Below are 16,417 nucleotides of genomic sequence, written 5' to 3'. Positions count from 1 at the left end.
CCGAAATTCCATGAGAACGACCCGCCGTACCTCGATCGGTCACGACGGCCGGAGCGTTTTGCTCGTGGTGGAATATGGACCCGATCGCCATAAAGGTTCGAGACGGGCCGCGGAGGAAAGATATAAAATTCCTATAAAGATTTCGCGCCAGCAGCCTCGATTCCGGGTCGCTCAAAAACCGATGCCTTGATATCGCGACCCCCCTTGCGGTCGCGCCGTCTTTCGAAACAATGAGAGCGCAAAACAAGGGAAGAACAGATGCTCGACATGGCCCCATCGAAACAGGCGGAGACATGGCTTTCCGCCCTTGAACGGGCGCTTGAGGCTGATGACGCCGTGGCGGCCGCGAACCTTTTCGTCGACGACTGCTACTGGCGCGATCTGCTGACCTTCACCTGGAACATCACGACCATGGAGGGCCGCGACGCCATCCGCGACATGCTGCAGGCCACGCTGGCGGTTGCGAAGCCTTCACACTGGACCCTTTCAGGAGATGCGACCTCGCACGAAGGCACCGTCGAAGCCTGGTTCACCTTCGAAACGTCTGTCGCGCGCGGCGAAGGAATCCTGCGTCTCAGGGACGGCCGTTGCCGGACATTGTTCACGGCGATGCGCGAGCTCAAGGGGTTCGAGGAACAAAAGGGTCCGGCGCGCCCGCTGGGCATTCGCCACAAGGCCGATCCTGAGCGCGAGACGTGGGCGGAGGGGCGGGCGCGCGAGACGCGCGACCTTGGCGCCACCGAGCAGCCCTATTGCCTGGTCATTGGCGGCGGCCAGGGCGGCATCATGCTCGGCGCGCGGCTCAGGCAACTCGGCGTGCCCACCATCATCATCGAGAAGAACGCACGGCCCGGCGATTCCTGGCGCAACCGCTACCGCTCGCTCGTGCTGCATGATCCGGTCTGGTACGACCATCTGCCCTACATTCCGTTCCCCGAGAACTGGCCGGTGTTCACGCCCAAGGACAAGATGGGTGACTGGCTGGAGATGTACACCAGGGTGATGGAGCTCAACTACTGGGTCGCCACCAAATGCGTCAGCGCCAGCTATGACGAAGCCGAGAAGGTGTGGACGGTGGTGGTCGACCGCGTCGGCCGGCACATCACGCTGAAGCCGAAGCACATTGTCTTTGCCACCGGCGCCTACGGCCCGCCACGCCAGATCGCGCTGCCCGGCGCCGAGACCTTCAAGGGCGAACTGCTGCACTCCAGCCAGTATGCTAGCGGCGAGAAATTCCGAGGCAAAAAAGTCGCCGTCATCGGCGCGGCAAGCTCGGGGCACGATGTCAGCGTCGACCTCTGGGAGAGCGGCGCCGACGTCACCATGATCCAGCGGTCGCCGACGACGGTGGTCAAATCCGATACGCTGATGGAAGTCGGCTTCGAGATCTTTTCGGAGAAGGCCTTGGCGCGCGGCATCACCACCGACAGAGCCGATTTGATCGTCGCTTCGACACCGTTCGCGTTGGTGCCAAAGGGCCAGCGGGACCTCTACGCGGTGATCAAGGAACGCGACGCCGACTTCTACGACCGGCTGCGCGCGACCGGCTTCGCCATCGATTTCGGCGAGGACGAGACAGGTCTGTTGATGAAGGCCTACCGCACCGGCTCCGGCTTCTACATCGATGTCGGCGCCTGTGAGCTGATCATCAGCGGCGAGATCAAGGTGAAAAGCGGCGTCGGCATCAAGTCGCTGGCACCGATGGGTATTTTGTTCGACGACGGCAGCGAGTTGGCGGTCGATGCGATCGTCTCGTGCACCGGCTACCAGTCGATGAACGAGACGGTGGCGGCCATCGTCTCGCGCGAGGTCGCCGACAAGGTCGGCCCATGCTGGGGCCTGGGCTCCGGTGTCAAGGGCGACCCCGGACCGTGGCAAGGCGAATTGCGCAACATGTGGAAGCCGACCGCGCAGGACGCGCTGTGGTTCCACGGCGGCAATCTGGCGCTGTCGCGGTTCTATTCGAAATATGTGGCGCTGCAGATCAAGGCGCGGATGGAGGGGATCAAAACGCCTGTGTTTGGGGCGGTGAGTAATTCGGGACAGTAGGTTCTCCCTTCTCCCCTTGTGGGAGAAGGTGGATCGGCGCGCAGCGCCGAGACGGATGAGGGGTGCGCGAAGGATCGCCGTCCTTGCCAAGCTGGAACACCCCTCATCCGACCGAGCTTCGCTCGGCCACCTTCTCCCACAAGGGGAGAAGGGAAGGCCGCGCAGTTCATCACCCACGCCCGAAATGCCGTGCCGCAACCTCGACATGCGTATGCGGCGCATGCGGCTCGAACCTCTCCGTCTCATTGTGGTCTGGCGCCTCGTTCGGATACCAGACACCGCCGATGGCGATGCCGTCCGAGGTCAGCCGCTGATTGGCGACGAGCGCCGCACCTACGGCGTCGACGAAGGTGAAGCGGCCGGAGGTTAACCGCAGCACCGCGACATCGCCGACACCGCCCACCCTCAGCGTACCTAGCTCCGGCCTGGCGATCGCCTCGGCCGGCCTTTGCGTGGCAGCGCGTAGCACTTCGGTCAGCGGCATGCCGAGCGCCATCAGTTTCGACATGCAGACCAGGATGTCGAAGGCGGGGCCGTCGACGCAGTAGAGATGCACGTCGCTCGAGATCACGTCGGGTGCCAGGCCGTCAGCCAGCATCGCTTTCGCCACCGCAAAGTCGAACGAACCCATGCCGTGGCCGATGTCGAAGATGACGCCGCGCTCGCGCGCCAGCCGCATGTCCGGGCGCACGGCGCCTGAGGCGAAGACCGGTGCGTTGGGGAACGGGCGAAAACAGTGGGTGAGGATGTCGCCGCGGCGCAGGCGCGGCAGCACTTCAGAGCGGCCGGGCGGCGGCTCGTCTATATGCGCCATCAGCGGCAGGCCGGCCTGATCGGCCGCCTCCAGCGCAAGGTCCACCGGCGCAATGCCGCTGGTGCCGCCGGCGTGCTTGCCGGAGCGCACCTTGACGCCGACGACGACGTCGGCGTGCTCACGCACCGCGGCCACCGTCTCGCGCGGCTCGCAGAGCCTGAGATCGCTGCATTCGCCGACCGAGACCGTCTGCGAGAAGCTGAATATCCCGGCGAAGGAGATGTTGACGTAGGCCAGGATGCGCACCTTCGAGCGCTCGATGACGTGGCGGCGAAAGCCCAGGAAATTGCCGGCGCCGGCGCTGCCGGCGTCGATGAAGGTGGTGGTGCCGCTCTTGGCCGCCAGCCGGTCGGCGTCGACGCCGAGCGACGTGCCGCCCCAGTAGACGTGACTGTGCAAATCGATGAGGCCGGGGGTGACGATGCAATCCCTGGCGTCAACGACTTGTGTGGCGTGCTCGGCATCGATGGCGGCCTCGATGGCCGCGACGCGGCCGTCAGCGATGGCGACATCGCGCACCGCGTCCACGCCCGAGGCCGGATCGATCAGGCGGCCACCCTTGATCAGGAGATCGAACTGCATCGGCGCCTGCCTCCGTGTCTTGTCTAGGATATGCCTCGGCTTATCAAAGCGGCCGGTAGGCGACGGCCTCGACCTCGATCTTGATGTCGATCATCAGCCGCGATTCGACCGTGGTGCGGGCCGGCGGATCTTTCGGGAAATGCTTGGCATAGACGGCATTGAAGGCGCCGAAGTCGCGCGCGTCCTCGAGCCAGACTGTGGTCTTGACGACATCGTCCATGGTGCAGCCGGCCAATGCCAGCGCCGCCTTCACATTCTGCAGCACTTGCTCGGTCTGCTCGGTAATGCCGCCCGTGACCACGATGCGGTCGGCATCGACCGGCACCTGGCCGGAGATGTAGACGAAATCGCCAGCGCGCACCGCCGGAGACAGCGGCACATGCGATGTTCCAAAACACTCTTTGGGCAAGGGGAAGCTCCTGTTCTGACTTGGCGGATCACGCCTGCGGTTCAATTTCAGCCGACCGCTCTACGCCTCTCCCCGTGATCCTCATAGGGGGCTTTTGGGAAAGCAAGATTTTTCCAGATGCGTGTTGCTTTATCGGGGGACGGCCAGCATCTTGCGCCTCGCATTTTCCCGACAGGAGATTTTTTAAATGACCTTCGACAAGAACCCGTTTCCGGAAGGCGACGCCGATCGTCACGCGCTGTGGGAAATGCTGGTGCGGCGCGACATCGACGCCTTCATCGGCCAGGACTGGGCGATGGTCGAGGATGATTTCATCGCCGACAGTTTCTTCGGCATGCACGCGCATTTCCTGAGCGATGCCGACGCCTGGCGGCTGCAATTCCCGTCGCTTGGCGTCTATCGTGACGAGTGGTTGCGCCAGGCCAAGGAGACGGCGGCGACAAAGTTCGCCGAGCCGCTGCGCGAGGCGCTGTTTCGCGTCACCAACATGCGCGACATCGATGTCGATGGCGACCGCGCGGTGCTGCACAAGAAGTTTAATGGTTCAGTGACCAAGGCCGATGGCAGCGTCGACAGGCTGAAGTGGCAGACGCTGTATTTCTGCCGGAAAGTGTCGGGACGCTGGAGGATTGCCGGCTTCGTCGGCTACATGCCACACCCCTTGGGGAGTTAAGGCGCAGCCAGGTGCGCCTAATGCCGCCCTTCCCGCACGACCAAATGCGCTTCCCGGGCCGCGGCGGTGAAGGCGCGGCGCGCCGTGCCAACCGCGCGGCGCTGTTCCATCGCATCCATCATCGCTTTGAGGGCGGACCGGTATTTCGGGCCGCGCTCTTCGTCCGGCCATCCGTCGACCAGCATGGAGGCTGCCTGAACCGTTCCGGTAACGGTGAGACCGCTGCCTTCACTTTCTATGGTCACGGGAACGTCGAATTGTTCATCGCGCATTGACGCTACTCCTGAACTCAACTCTTTGTTTTGACTCTTTGTTTTGACGCAATTCCGGACGGAAAACCGCTTCCTGGAGTTGCTCGAACTTGAAGACGTCAGAAACGGCGCAATGCCCGTTTCGTTCCAGCGTCACTGCTGGCGGTGGTCGAACACAACCGCCATGGTCTTACCAATTGCGGCCATGACGATCAGTTCGACCAGATCGTCGTCGCTGTCGACACAGGTCGGATCCATGCGACGGATGGCGTCGAGCGCTGCTCTGGTCGAGACGGTATCGCCGGCTCGGAATTTTGAAAGCACTGAGGAAACAAGATTTTGTGCTGTCAGATCGATGACAGGTACGCTCGATACTGCGTTCATTGGCTTCCTCCTGCCAAGAACCCTCTCCCAAGCGAATGATACGCCGAACGGCGGTTTGCGCCAGCGGAATCGTGGTCCGACCAGATTGCCGAGCGGGCACGTTTGCGTGTTTGATGGGGATCGAGCCAACAGCGTCCATGGACCGACATGAAACTGTACTTCAGCCGCAATCCCAATCCGCGCCTCGCGGTCGCAACGGCGCGCCATCTCCAGGCCAAGGTCGAGTTTGAGTTCGCGGCACCTTTCGCACCGGGGCAGGCGGAGCGTTTCCGGTCGCTCAACCCGAACCTTTCCATCCCGATCCTGACGGGATCATGGGGCAGCTTGTGGGAAGCCGACGCCATAGCCTGCAAGCTGTCGCGCGAGTCGGGTTCGGATTTCTGGCGCAGCGGCGACGACCAGCCCGACATGATCCGCTGGCTGAGCTGGGGCAAGGAGAATTTCGTCCGGGCCTGCGACACAGTCCATTTCGAGCGCGGCACCAAGCAACGCTACGGTATTGGCCCGATCGACCAGGCCAAGGTTGAGGAAGGGCTGGCGGAGTTCCGCAGGGCGGCAGGGATTCTCGAGGCCGAGCTGTCCCTACGGCAATGGCTGGTCGGCAAGTCGCCTTCCTATGCCGATTTCCGCATGGCGACGTTCCTGCCCTTCAACGAAGTCGCCGGCTTGCCGCTAGCTGACTATCCTGCCGTTCTCGGCTGGTATCGCCGGCTCGAAGCCATCGACGCCTGGCGCGATCCCTTCGAAGGGCTGGATGCGCCGCATCTGCCGCCGGTGAAGCCTGCTTGATGCAACCTCCCCCTGGGGCAGGCAGGGTCAGGTGTGGCGCTTTGGCAGCATAGGTGTGGAACACCGGGACTGTTGCCTTCGCGCGCTCGACGGCTTGCAGTCAGGTTGATAAGCCCTCTCCTCAAGGAGAGTCGTGACATGACCGTAGCCATCGAGATGGGACAGACGACGGCGGGTGCGCCGGCGGCGCTCGACCTCGAGGAGCTGCTGGCCACCCGCCTTCTGGTGCAAGGCAATTCCGGCTCCGGCAAATCGCACCTTTTGCGCCGGCTCCTGGAGCAGAGCGCGCCCTGGGTGCAGCAGACCATCATCGACCCTGAAGGCGATTTCGTCTCGCTGGGCGACCATTATGGCCATCTCGTCATCGATGCCGAGGAGCACACCGAGCGCGGTCTGCAGGCGGCCGGCGAGCGGGCGCGCATCCACCGCGTCTCCACCGTGCTCAATCTCGAAGGGCTCGACGCCGAGAACCAGATGCGGCGCGCCGCCGCCTTTCTCGGCGGCCTCTTCGAAGTCGCCCGCGAGCACTGGTACCCGATGCTGGTGGTGGTCGACGAAGCGCAATTGTTTGCACCCGCCGTGGCCGGCGAAGTTTCCGACGAGGCGCGCAAACTCTCGCTCGGCGCCATGACCAATCTGATGTGCCGCGGCCGCAAGCGCGGCCTGGCCGGCATCATCGCCACCCAGCGGCTGGCCAAGCTCGCCAAGAATGTCGCGGCCGAAGCCTCCAATTTCCTCATGGGCCGCACCTTCCTCGACATTGACATGGCGCGCGCCGCCGACCTTCTCGGCATGGAGCGGCGCCAGGCGGAGGCGTTCCGCGACCTGGAGCGCGGGCACTTCATGGCGCTTGGCCCGGCGCTGTCGCGCCGTCCGCTCGGCGTGCGCATCGGCCAGACCGAGACAAGCCCGCGCAACGGCACGCCGCGGCTGATGGCGATGCCGGAATCGGCGCTTGAGGACGCGCGCGCCATCATCCTGGCGGCGCCGCCGCCCGAGACGATGCGGACGCCGCGCCGCGTCGCATCGCCCGACCTGCTCGACCAGCTGATGGCGGCGAAGTCGGCGGCGATGGAAATTCGCCCCGAACCGGCGGAACCGGAAATCAGCGCCGAGGATCTGGCCGAGCGGCGCGGCCGTGTCGACCGCGTGCTGCGCGCCGTGCTGGCCGAGCCCGATGCCGGCTTTCGCGTCATCGGCGTGCTCTACCAGGAGTTCGTGGTCCGCTGCCGCATTGAGGGCCTCGGTTCGGTGGTGCCGGACTTGACCGAATTCCGCCGCATGCTGACGCGCGCCCGCGCCGGGCTGGGCGCCGACATGGCAGGCGATGACGCCTGGCAGGACGTTTCCGTCCGCGCCTCGCTGCTGCCCGAGGACATGCAGGGCGTTTTCATGATGATTGCGCGCGCGGCGAAGGAAGGCTGGCCGTGCCCGAGCGACGCGGCGATCGCGCGCGCCTACGGCTCGCACTCGCTGCGCCGGGCCCGGCGGCTGCTCACCTATATCGAGGAGCAAGGCCTCATCGTCTGCCAGCTTGACGGCACCGGGCGCCGCACCGTGACGCTGGTCGAACTCGCCTGGGCAACGGCGCCGGGCGACCCCAATGCCGTGGAGGCGGAGCAGGGGAGCCTTGCGCTGTAACTGGCGCGATAGGTGTAGGCGCTGCTGAACAAGATGTGTTTCGCCGTTCGGCGCGCGGCGATTTATGATCGTTCCCGAGAATCGCGGAACGGTTGGGCAGGAGGGTTGCTCCGGTGCGGTTGAAATCTCTGGCTGTCTTTGTCCTTGGCATCCTCGCCGTTGTTGCCATTGCGATAACGGTGTCGGCCCGGTCCTTTGCCGCGTCCTCCGCTATACCGGACTGGCTGCAGGCTCATGTCGGCGACGGTGACGGCGAAATCTCGCAAGTGGTGCTGGAGCGGGCGCGCGCGCTTTATCAGAACAAGGTGTCGCAGGGCGCGGTCCACAATGGTTGCTATTTCGCAATGGATGCGACGCGCCCCGGCGATCTCGGCGGTGGTGCGCTGGGGCGGCGTTACTACGTCATCTGCGAAGCCAAACAATCGTTTCGCGCGATATCGTCGGGGCATGGCGGCGGCCGCAATTTGAAGGGCGTGGTCGATTTCTCCAACGGGAAACGCTGCGCGAAAAACTTCGGCAACGCCCTGGACTCGTCGTTGACGATGGGCGGCGCCTATATGACCAGCGAGGCAAAGACGTCATTCAAGGGTTTCTATCGCGTCGGCGCGAAGCAGGATCAGATTCTGCAACGCACCTTCATCCAGTTCGACGGCGAGGGCGAGACGGCGAATGCCCGACAGCGGGTGATCGGCGGCCACGCGGCGCGTCTGCTGCGCGGCATGTGCCTGCGCAAGAAGCCGAACAGTTCCTACGCCGACCATGACGGCTTTGTGCCTTACGGCAAGCTGGTCGACTATGCCGGCGGCCGCAGCAATGGCTGCACCAGCTGGTCGCCGGCGGACGCCGATCAGATCATTTCGATGGTGAAGGGCAATCCGACGACGCTCTACATCTATCCGGAATCGCGTGATATCGCGGCGGTCGGCAAATCTGGCGCCTATTGGAATGCGTCGTGCCTCAGGGAGATCGGCAAGCCGAAATTCTGGCCGCGCCAGCGCCTCGAGCCGATCATCGCGCAATACAAGAAGGACAACCCGCCACCGCCGCCGCAGCCGCTGCCGATCTGCAGCGGGCCGTGAGGCGATGAGCGCGGTTCGGCGTTGTCGGCGGCGCCGGCTAGGCCGCGCCGCCGACGGTGCTTCGGGCGGCTCTACTGATTGATCTCGGGTTCGACGAGCTTTGCCAGATTGCGCAGCGATTCCTGCCAGCCGAGATAGCAAGCCTCGGCCGGGATGAGGTCGGGAATGCCGGCCTGGGTGATGTCGAGTTCGGTGCCGACCGAGACTTTCTTCAAGATCACGGTCACTTCGATCTCGCCGGGCAGATTGGGGTCGTCGAACCTGTCGGTGTAGCGCAGGCGCTCGCCGGGAACGAGCTCGAGATATTCACCGCCGAAGGAATGGCTGCCGCCCGTGGTGAAGTTGCGGAACGACATTTTGAAGCTGCCGCCGACCTTGGCGTCGAGGCTGTGCACCGTGCAGGTGAAGCCGTTCGGCGGAAGCCATTTCGCCAGCGCATCGGCTTCCGTGAATGCGCGGTAGACTTTCTCCGGGCTGGTCGTCAGAACGCGGTGCAAACGTACAGTGCTGGGCATGTCTTCGGTATCCTTTTTGGTATCGTTGATCGATGCCCCAAGGACGGGTGGACTTCACCCGGTCCGACATAGCCTGTCAAATTTTTTAGGCCCTTTGCCTGAGACCATAGGTCCGCGATTTCAAACCGCTGCCTCAGGCAGGCAGCCGCGGCGCGACAAATTGCATGCATTGTTGACAATCTGCCCAATCTTTTGGCACATAATTCACAATATTTATTAAAATTCTTAAAGTCTCGCCCTTAAATTGTATTAGGATCCGCTTATTAGCTTCGATCTGATCTATTAAATGATGGGCAACGATCTTCTTCGTGTACTATAGGATGATTCCCTGGAACGATGGATTAATTTAAAAGTTGATCCTGAGTGGTCTCTCGAGGCTGTCGAGCGGCCAAGGCAGCACGCGCAAGGAGCGTCCGAATGACCACCGTCCTGAACGCCAAGGGCATTCCACTTCCCTACACCGGCGCCTCCACCCACTGGTTCTCCGGGGCCGGCGGCGCGCCTTACCTCTATGGCACCTCGGGCAACGATTCCTTCTGGGGCGACACCGGCGTCAAGGTCACCATGTATGGCGGCGCGGGCGACGACTATTACCATCTCTATTCGACGATCAACAAAGCGGTCGAGAACTACGGCGCGGGCGTCGACACCATCGACACCTGGATGAGCTACAAGCTGCCCGCCAATTTCGAGAATCTGGTCGTCACCGGCGACGGCCACTATGCCTTCGGCAACGGTCAGGACAACATCATCACCGGCGGCGCCGGCAGTCAGACGCTGGACGGCGGCAAGGGCAATGACGTGCTGATCGGCGGCGCCGGCGCCGACACCTTCATCATCACCAAGGGCAACGGCAGCGACCTGATCTCCGATTTCGACGCGACCGACACGGTGCGCCTCAACGGCTACGCCTTCACCTCGTTCGAGGCCGTCCAGGCCAATATGGTCCAGGTGGGATCGAACGTGCAGCTGAACCTCGGCTCGAGCGAGGTGCTGGTGTTCAACAACACCACGATCGACAAGTTTCAGCCCGCCCAGTTCGAGCTGCCGATCGACAAGACAGGCATGACGCTGTCTTTCAACGACGATTTCAACACGCTGAGCCTGTGGAACGGCCAGAGCGGCACCTGGGATTCCAATTTCTGGTGGGGGGCGCAGAACGGCAGCTCGCAGTCCCAGAACGGCGAGCTGCAATGGTATATCGACGCCAATTATGCGCCGACCAGCTCGGTCCATCCGTTCAGCGTGACAAACGGCGTGCTCACCATCACCGCCGCGCAGGCGGCGGACGATATCAAGCCGCTCATCAACAATTACGAATACACCTCCGGCTTGCTTACGACGCACGACACCTTCTCGCAGACCTACGGCTATTTCGAAATGCGCGCCGACCTGCCGGAAAACGCCGGCGCGTGGCCGGCCTTCTGGCTTCTGCCCGAAGACGGTTCCTGGCCCCCGGAACTCGATGTGATCGAAATGTATGGCCAGAACCCGAATGCGCTTCTCATGACGGCGCACACGAATGAGACCGGAACCCACACCACGGTCGGGTCAACGGTGAATGTCTCGAACACCGACGGCTATCATACCTATGGCCTGTTGTGGACGCCGGACAAGCTGGTCTGGACCTATGATGGCGTACAGGTCGCGGAAGCGGCGACGCCGTCGGATATGAACAAGCCCATGTATATGCTGGTCGACCTTGCAGTCGGCGGCCAAGCCGGCGCGCCGCCCGACCATCTCGCCACGCCCGCACAGATGAAGATCGACTATATCCACGCCTACACGCTGAACGATTTGCAGCAGAGCCATCTGAGCACAACAGCCGAGCACGCTGTCTAGGGCCGACGCGATGCCGCGAGACCATTCGCCATTGAGGGATGCGCCCATCCGACCCGGCCTGCGCCCGGTCTTCCTGCGTGGCATCGCCGATATCGGCATCTTTTCGCTTCTGATCAACATCCTGCTTCTGGTGATCCCGCTCTATCTGCTGCAGGTCTATGACCGGGTGCTGCCGTCCTCCAGCGTCGAGACGCTGCTTTATCTCTCAGCCATGGCGGTCGTGGCGCTAGCCTTCCTCGGCCTGCTCGATGCTGTCCGCGCCGTTTACGCGCAGCGTGTTGCGGCTACCGTCGACCAGAAACTCGGTGCGTGGACATTCGCCGCCTCGCTCAGCGCCAGATATGCCGGCAGCGCGCTGTCGCCGCTGAGCGACCTTGCCACGGCCTGCGCCTTCATCAGGTCGCGCGGCGTGGCGGTGCTGTTCGACCTGCCGTTTGCTCCCGTCTTTCTCGTCCTGCTCTATTTCATCCATCCCGTTCTGTTCTGGCTGACGCTCGCCGGCGCCGTGCTTCTGTTTCTCCTGGTCGTCGCCAACCAGTCTGCCATCGGCAGGAACGATGCCCTGTCGGCGGAACGCTCGGCCCTGGCCAGCCAGGCGGAGCAGGCCTTTGTCCGCAACACGGACACTCTGCGCGCCATGGGCATGGTGCAAAATGCCGCCGCGGTCTGGGGACAGCATGTCGCCGAAGCGCTGACGCTGCACGACCGTTCCGGAAGCGCCAACGCGATCTTCAGCGCGACTTCGCGGTCGCTGCGCATGATGCTGCAACTGGCGATCCTCGGCGCCGGCGCGTGGCTGGTGCTGCAAGGGCAGATGACCGCCGGCATGATCTTCGCGTCCTCGCTGGTGTCGTCACGCGCGCTGCAGCCGCTCGACCAGCTGATCGGATCGTGGCGGCAGCTCGTCGACGCCAGGCGATGCTGGAAGCGGCTGGACACAGCACTTGCGGCGCAACCGGCTGAGGCGCGCAAACTCGTCCTGCCTGATCCATCCGGCGCGATTTCGGTGCAGGATCTGTTCTTCATCGCGCCGAATGCGTCCTTTGGCACGGAGCCCATCCTCAAGCGGTTGAATTTTGCCATCGGCGCCGGCGAAGCGGTGGCGATCGTCGGCCCGAGCGGCGCCGGCAAATCGACGCTGGCGAAACTGCTCGTCGGGGCACTGCAGCCGACTGGCGGCGCGGTCAGGATCGACGGCGCCGACCTGAGGAGCTGGGACGAAACCCAGCTTGGCAGGCATATCGGCTATCTCCCGCAGGAGGTCGAACTTTTCCCCGGATCGATCGCGCAAAACGTCGCCCGCTTCGACCCGGATGCCGATGACAAAGCGATCGTCGAAGCGGCGAGGCGTGCCGAAGCGCATGAGCTGGTGCTGACGCTTCGCGACGGCTATCAGTCCATGATCGGCCCGTCGCATACCGTACTGTCGGGCGGCGAGCGGCAGCGGATCGGGCTGGCGCGCGCCTTCTACGGCAATCCACGCATGCTGGTGCTGGACGAGCCCAACGCCCATCTCGACGGCAGTGGCGAAGCGGCGCTCGAAGCGATGCTGTCGGCCGCGCGCGGCGCGGGCGTCACGGTGCTCGTCATCACGCATCGCCCGTCGATCGCGGCGGCCTGCGATCGCGTGATGGTGCTGCGCAATGGCGCGATCGAAGCCTTCGGCTCGGCGAGCGAGGTGCTGCGGCAACCCGCAACCGGCAAGGGCGTCGCCGCGAGCGCCATGGTAACGGGCTCATTCGTGCCGACCGTGCGCCCGCACAGCGTCCGCTTCGGGTCATAGACGATGATGCAGCAGAGCCTTGCCTTCGACAGCCGACCACGCACCGACGTCCGGCGCACCGCCGTTGTCGGTTACGCGGCGATTGCGCTTTTCGCCGGCTGCTTCGGCTATTGGGCGGCAAGTGCGCCGCTCTCGGGCGCGGTGATCACGTCCGGCACGATCTCGGCGACCGGCGGCAACATCCTCATCCAGCACCCTGAGGGCGGCATCATCGAACAATTGCTGGTCCACGAAGGCGACCGCGTGCAACAAGGCGAGCCGCTGGTCCTCCTCGACCGCACGGCGGCCGAGGCCGACCTGAACCGGCTGACCAGACAGTCGATCGCGCTCAGGGCAAGTGCCGCGCGGCTGGAAGCGGAGCGCGATGGGTCGGACAGGCTGGCGCCAATCACCGAGGCCGCACCCGCGCTGTTCCAGCGCGACTTCGACGATCTGGTGCGCGAACAACAGAAGGAGTTCGACGCCAGGCTTGCCCGGTTCCAGTCCGAGGAGTCGATCCTGGGCCAGCGCGTGGCCATGCATCGCGAGTCGGCACTGGGACTGGACGCGCAGAAACTGGCCATCCAGCAACAAGCCGCCATCGTGAAGAAGGAGCTCGGCATCAAGGCCGGCCTGCTCGACAAGGGCCTCACCAACCGCAGCGAATATTCGCAGCTTTTGCGCAGCGAGGCCGATCTGGTCGGCCAGGCCGGCGCGCTGGAGGCCGACCTTGCGGCGACCAAGACACAGATCGTCGAAGCCCAGGCGCAGGTCGAGCGCGCGACCACGCAACGCGTCGAGGAGGCGCTGACCAAGCTCGACGAGGTTCGCACCAAGCTGGCCGACATCGGCGAACAGATCACCGCGGCCGAAGCGGTGCTGGGGCGCACGACGATCAAGGCGCCGGCGGCCGGCATCGTGGTGTCGTCGACCTATAATTCCAAGGGCAGCGTGATTGCGCCCGGGCAGAAGATCATGGAGATCCTGCCCACCGCGTCAGGCCTTGTCGTCGATGCAAAGCTGCGGCCGAAAGACGTGGATCTGGTTCGCGTCGGCCAGCCGGCAAAGCTCAGACTGTCGGCCCTGAACGCGCGCCTCACGCCTGAGGTCGCTGCGACGGTGACACAAATCTCCGCCGACCGGCTGATCGATGAAACAACGCATGAGGCGTATTTCCGCGCCAGGCTGAAGATCACGGACACGCTGCCGCAAGGTGTGAAAGCCGAGCAGCTTTACCCGGGAACGCCGGTCGAGGCGTTTATCAGCACCGGCGACCGGACCTTCTTCGAATATCTGGCGCGGCCGATGCTGGATTCGTTCGCGCGGGCGTTCACGGAGCGGTAGGCGAGGGTGCCCCACCGGACATTCGGCCGGGATGCCTGAGATGGGTCGGCGTGATGCCGGTCTGCTGGCGGAAGACGCGGCTGAAATGGCCGGCATTGGGAAAGCCGCAGCGGTAGGCGATGTCGCCGATTGCCAAGTCGCTCCCTTCCAGCAGCGACTTCGCTTGATGCACGCGCAGCGCAAGATAAGCCGCCATCGGGCCGATGCCGAGCTCGGCGCCGAACAGCCGCTCGAGCTGGCGCCGCGATAAATTCAGCCGGCTCGCGATCTCGGCGACCGACAGCGTCTCCTGCAGATTGCTTTCCATCAGCAGCAAGGCCCGCTTCACGGCGCGGCTCGACGCCGCGGGAAAGAGGTCGCCGACGGGCTGCACGTCCCGGCTCGAGCGGATGCGGTCGAGCACGAGGATCTTGGCGGCTTTTTCCGCCGCCTTGCGGCCGATGAACTGCGAGACGAAATGGCCGGCAAGGTCGGCCGCACCGGTGCCGCCGGCGCAGGTCGAGCGGCCGCGGTCGACGGAAAACAGGCTGTCGGCATGGGCGTTCACGTCAGGGAACTGGTTGCGGAAATCCTTGATGTGGAACCAACTCACAGCGGCGCTGTAGCCGTCGAGCAGGCCGTAGCGCGCGAGCACGAAGCTGCCGGTGCAGAGTGCCGTCAGCGGCACGCCCTTTTCGGCGGCGCGCAACAGGAAGGCCTCCTTTTCGGAGCTGAGTGACCGGTTGGTGTCGAGCAGGCCACCGACCACGACGACATTGTCGAACTCCTCCGGATTGCCCATCGCCTTGGTCGGCAGCAGTTCGACACCGCAGCTCGCCCGGATCGGCAGGCCGCGTTCGCCGACGATCTCCCAGTCGAACTCGATCCTGCGGCTGCGGTCGCCCTCATCGCCTGCCAGGCGCAGCGTGTCGATGAACAGCGACAGCGGCGACAAAGTGAAGTCGCGAACCAAGAGAAACGCAAACCGCCTGGCCATTGTCGTTCCGGAACCGTCCCTCAGATGGATGGAGCCATTATTGCCAAAGGTTCGCACAAAGCTTGCGCGCCATGCTCCCCAGGAGCGGCCGCCGGATGTCGGAGATGAGATCGGTTTGGCAGCCTTCGCTCGACGGAGCGAAGGCTGCCAAACCGCGTCGTTATTTCCAAAGCGCTAGTCCGGACGGTCGTTGCGGCATTTGACCCTCGGGAAGTTCAATCGCCGCCGGGCGGAAAGCGGTCGGGTCGCTTCTCTCCGACGCATCGTTTGCGATCGACTTTGTTTCAAAGAGACTGCCTGTTTCAAGCGCTAAGACCCTCTTCTTCAGGTCCTCGGCCACCAGCGCGCGAACCGCGGCCTTGTCGCTTTTGGTGAGATCGCGGCTTTTGTCCAACGCGTTCTCAAACACGTGGAACGCAAGGTCGATAGCTGCCCTGCGGCCCGCCGCATCGGCCTTTAATGCATTCTCGAAGGCTGTCGTGTGTTCCGCCAGGCTGGGGATGGTGCCCCATATGTTGACCCGTGGCGGACCGGCGTAGAACTGGATGAGCATATAGTCGAAGTCGTCGGGCGCCTGCGCTGAAACAGGATTGTCGCCGACAACCAGCCTGCCGCTCACGACCCATAGTTTCTTGGGGTCGACTTCATTCGCAGGCTTGCTGACGGCAACTGCAAATCCCGGTCGGGCGATGAAGCCTTGACCGCCGGTGACTGGAAAGAAGCTGTTGTGAAGCCCCAATTTCAACAGCGTTCCATCAATTCCGAGCATCTGCTCCGTGCCTGTCTTCAGGACGCCGGCAACCTGTGTTGCCGCCGCGAGCTGCGGTACGATGCTGGACAGTTGCGAGAGGGTGTTGATGAGGATCGCAGCACCGTCTTTTGCGGGAACGGCGTACAGGCCAAGGAGAGCCTCGATGTTCTGGCCATCATACACGATTGGCCCGGCCAGGGGAAAAGCCAGCGGAATGACCTTGTCCAAATTCGCTGTGCCGAGATCTTTCAGTTGGCCCGGACCTGCAACTGTGCCGACCGTTTGGGGCGCCTGCGGATTTCCGTAGGTAATGAAGGAATGAACGACCGGATAGAACTCCCTCCAGAGCACCCTGGTTCGTTTCAGGAACATCTCCGCCAAGCTTATCATCACATAGGCGTCTTCGACCGCATACGAGTCTGCGAATTTTACGGGCTGGTGGTTCTGATCGACCACATGGCCATCAAGTATCCACACATGCCCGAGAGACTTCCCGTCGCGGGCAAACAAGCGTTTGAGGATGCCGAATAGATCAATGCCTGCCATGGTTTCCTCC

At 63.6% G+C, this 16,417-nt stretch carries 15 protein-coding genes; 8 read left to right on the top strand and 7 right to left on the bottom strand.

What is annotated here, in order from left to right; translation table 11 throughout:
* The first annotated feature begins 258 nt into the window (after window positions 1–258).
* On the top strand, window positions 259–2,049 hold the full coding sequence (locus AC1DYC_RS16115; protein ID WP_477407782.1) for an NAD(P)/FAD-dependent oxidoreductase: 1,791 nt from the start codon (window positions 259–261) through the stop codon (window positions 2,047–2,049).
* Window positions 2,050–2,218: 169 nt separating this feature from the next.
* Here AC1DYC_RS16115 and AC1DYC_RS16110 read toward each other — a convergent pair whose 3' ends face one another.
* Both AC1DYC_RS16110 and AC1DYC_RS16105 read right to left on the bottom strand, forming a co-directional pair.
* On the bottom strand, window positions 2,219–3,445 hold the full coding sequence (locus AC1DYC_RS16110) for an amidohydrolase/deacetylase family metallohydrolase (protein WP_477407780.1): 1,227 nt from the start codon (window positions 3,443–3,445) through the stop codon (window positions 2,219–2,221).
* A gap of 43 nt (window positions 3,446–3,488) precedes the next feature.
* Window positions 3,489–3,854, bottom strand: coding sequence for a RidA family protein (locus AC1DYC_RS16105; protein ID WP_477407778.1), 366 nt, complete (start codon window positions 3,852–3,854; stop codon window positions 3,489–3,491).
* Between the two features lie 187 nt (window positions 3,855–4,041).
* Here AC1DYC_RS16105 and AC1DYC_RS16100 point away from each other — a divergent pair, with 187 nt between their 5' ends.
* Complete coding sequence (locus AC1DYC_RS16100) at window positions 4,042–4,527, top strand: hypothetical protein (RefSeq protein WP_477407776.1); 486 nt, start codon at window positions 4,042–4,044, stop codon at window positions 4,525–4,527.
* Window positions 4,528–4,544: 17 nt separating this feature from the next.
* On the opposite strand, the gene AC1DYC_RS16095 is transcribed toward AC1DYC_RS16100, so the two are convergent.
* Window positions 4,545–4,799 (bottom strand): DUF982 domain-containing protein, encoded by a 255-nt coding sequence (locus AC1DYC_RS16095; RefSeq protein WP_477407774.1) that lies wholly within the window; start codon window positions 4,797–4,799, stop codon window positions 4,545–4,547.
* Between the two features lie 132 nt (window positions 4,800–4,931).
* On the bottom strand, window positions 4,932–5,162 hold the full coding sequence (locus AC1DYC_RS16090; RefSeq protein ID WP_477305286.1) for a hypothetical protein: 231 nt from the start codon (window positions 5,160–5,162) through the stop codon (window positions 4,932–4,934).
* Window positions 5,163–5,309: 147 nt separating this feature from the next.
* Between AC1DYC_RS16090 and AC1DYC_RS16085 the strand changes: the two genes are divergently transcribed.
* From AC1DYC_RS16085 to AC1DYC_RS16075, 3 genes are all read left to right on the top strand, one after another.
* Complete coding sequence (locus AC1DYC_RS16085) at window positions 5,310–5,951, top strand: glutathione S-transferase family protein (RefSeq protein ID WP_477407772.1); 642 nt, start codon at window positions 5,310–5,312, stop codon at window positions 5,949–5,951.
* 138 nt (window positions 5,952–6,089) lie between these two features.
* Window positions 6,090–7,592: a helicase HerA domain-containing protein gene (locus tag AC1DYC_RS16080; protein ID WP_477407770.1), complete on the top strand. Its 1,503-nt coding sequence runs from the start codon at window positions 6,090–6,092 to the stop codon at window positions 7,590–7,592.
* 113 nt (window positions 7,593–7,705) lie between these two features.
* Window positions 7,706–8,671 carry a hypothetical protein gene (locus tag AC1DYC_RS16075; RefSeq protein WP_477407768.1) on the top strand — a complete coding sequence of 322 codons (966 nt, stop codon included), beginning with the start codon at window positions 7,706–7,708 and terminating at the stop codon, window positions 8,669–8,671.
* 71 nt (window positions 8,672–8,742) lie between these two features.
* Here the strand turns inward: AC1DYC_RS16075 and AC1DYC_RS16070 are convergent, their stop codons facing one another.
* Entirely contained in the window at window positions 8,743–9,186 is a 444-nt protein-coding gene (locus AC1DYC_RS16070; protein WP_477407766.1) for an SRPBCC family protein, read from the bottom strand.
* Between the two features lie 417 nt (window positions 9,187–9,603).
* Here AC1DYC_RS16070 and eglC point away from each other — a divergent pair, with 417 nt between their 5' ends.
* The 3 genes from eglC to AC1DYC_RS16055 are packed head-to-tail and all read left to right on the top strand — an operon-like array spanning window position 9,604 to window position 14,134.
* Window positions 9,604–11,028, top strand: a complete 1,425-nt coding sequence (eglC, locus tag AC1DYC_RS16065) for an endo-1,3-1,4-beta-glycanase EglC (protein ID WP_477407764.1) — start codon at window positions 9,604–9,606, stop codon at window positions 11,026–11,028.
* A gap of 31 nt (window positions 11,029–11,059) precedes the next feature.
* A complete protein-coding gene (locus AC1DYC_RS16060) occupies window positions 11,060–12,811 on the top strand; it encodes a type I secretion system permease/ATPase (protein WP_477407762.1) in 1,752 nt (583 codons plus the stop codon).
* A 3-nt stretch (window positions 12,812–12,814) separates the two neighbouring features.
* Complete coding sequence (locus AC1DYC_RS16055; RefSeq protein ID WP_477407760.1) at window positions 12,815–14,134, top strand: HlyD family type I secretion periplasmic adaptor subunit; 1,320 nt, start codon at window positions 12,815–12,817, stop codon at window positions 14,132–14,134.
* On the opposite strand, the gene AC1DYC_RS16050 is transcribed toward AC1DYC_RS16055, so the two are convergent.
* Window positions 14,121–15,110, bottom strand: a complete 990-nt coding sequence (locus AC1DYC_RS16050) for a GlxA family transcriptional regulator (RefSeq protein ID WP_352559622.1) — start codon at window positions 15,108–15,110, stop codon at window positions 14,121–14,123. The two genes, AC1DYC_RS16055 and AC1DYC_RS16050, sit on opposite strands and share 14 nt — an antisense overlap.
* A 160-nt stretch (window positions 15,111–15,270) precedes the next feature.
* On the bottom strand, window positions 15,271–16,407 hold the full coding sequence (locus tag AC1DYC_RS16045) for a hypothetical protein (protein ID WP_477407758.1): 1,137 nt from the start codon (window positions 16,405–16,407) through the stop codon (window positions 15,271–15,273).
* Window positions 16,408–16,417 lie beyond the last annotated feature (10 nt).

The sequence above is a fragment of the Mesorhizobium sp. P2_E7 genome, from assembly GCF_056403855.1.
The sequence above is the reverse complement of the archived record's forward strand: the minus strand, read 5'-3'. Positions and strand labels throughout refer to the sequence as shown.

What these genes read in the sequence shown, in the direction of transcription:
- AC1DYC_RS16115 (WP_477407782.1), top strand. Translation starts at nt 259, where the DNA reads ATGCTCGACATGGCCCCATCGAAACAGGCGGAGACATGGCTTTCCGCC.
- AC1DYC_RS16110 (WP_477407780.1), bottom strand. Translation starts at nt 3,445, where the DNA reads ATGCAGTTCGATCTCCTGATCAAGGGTGGCCGCCTGATCGATCCGGCC.
- AC1DYC_RS16100 (WP_477407776.1), top strand. Translation starts at nt 4,042, where the DNA reads ATGACCTTCGACAAGAACCCGTTTCCGGAAGGCGACGCCGATCGTCAC.
- AC1DYC_RS16095 (WP_477407774.1), bottom strand. Translation starts at nt 4,799, where the DNA reads ATGCGCGATGAACAATTCGACGTTCCCGTGACCATAGAAAGTGAAGGC.
- AC1DYC_RS16090 (WP_477305286.1), bottom strand. Translation starts at nt 5,162, where the DNA reads ATGAACGCAGTATCGAGCGTACCTGTCATCGATCTGACAGCACAAAAT.
- AC1DYC_RS16085 (WP_477407772.1), top strand. Translation starts at nt 5,310, where the DNA reads ATGAAACTGTACTTCAGCCGCAATCCCAATCCGCGCCTCGCGGTCGCA.
- AC1DYC_RS16080 (WP_477407770.1), top strand. Translation starts at nt 6,090, where the DNA reads ATGACCGTAGCCATCGAGATGGGACAGACGACGGCGGGTGCGCCGGCG.
- AC1DYC_RS16070 (WP_477407766.1), bottom strand. Translation starts at nt 9,186, where the DNA reads ATGCCCAGCACTGTACGTTTGCACCGCGTTCTGACGACCAGCCCGGAG.
- eglC (WP_477407764.1), top strand. Translation starts at nt 9,604, where the DNA reads ATGACCACCGTCCTGAACGCCAAGGGCATTCCACTTCCCTACACCGGC.
- AC1DYC_RS16055 (WP_477407760.1), top strand. Translation starts at nt 12,815, where the DNA reads ATGATGCAGCAGAGCCTTGCCTTCGACAGCCGACCACGCACCGACGTC.
- AC1DYC_RS16050 (WP_352559622.1), bottom strand. Translation starts at nt 15,110, where the DNA reads ATGGCCAGGCGGTTTGCGTTTCTCTTGGTTCGCGACTTCACTTTGTCG.
- AC1DYC_RS16045 (WP_477407758.1), bottom strand. Translation starts at nt 16,407, where the DNA reads ATGGCAGGCATTGATCTATTCGGCATCCTCAAACGCTTGTTTGCCCGC.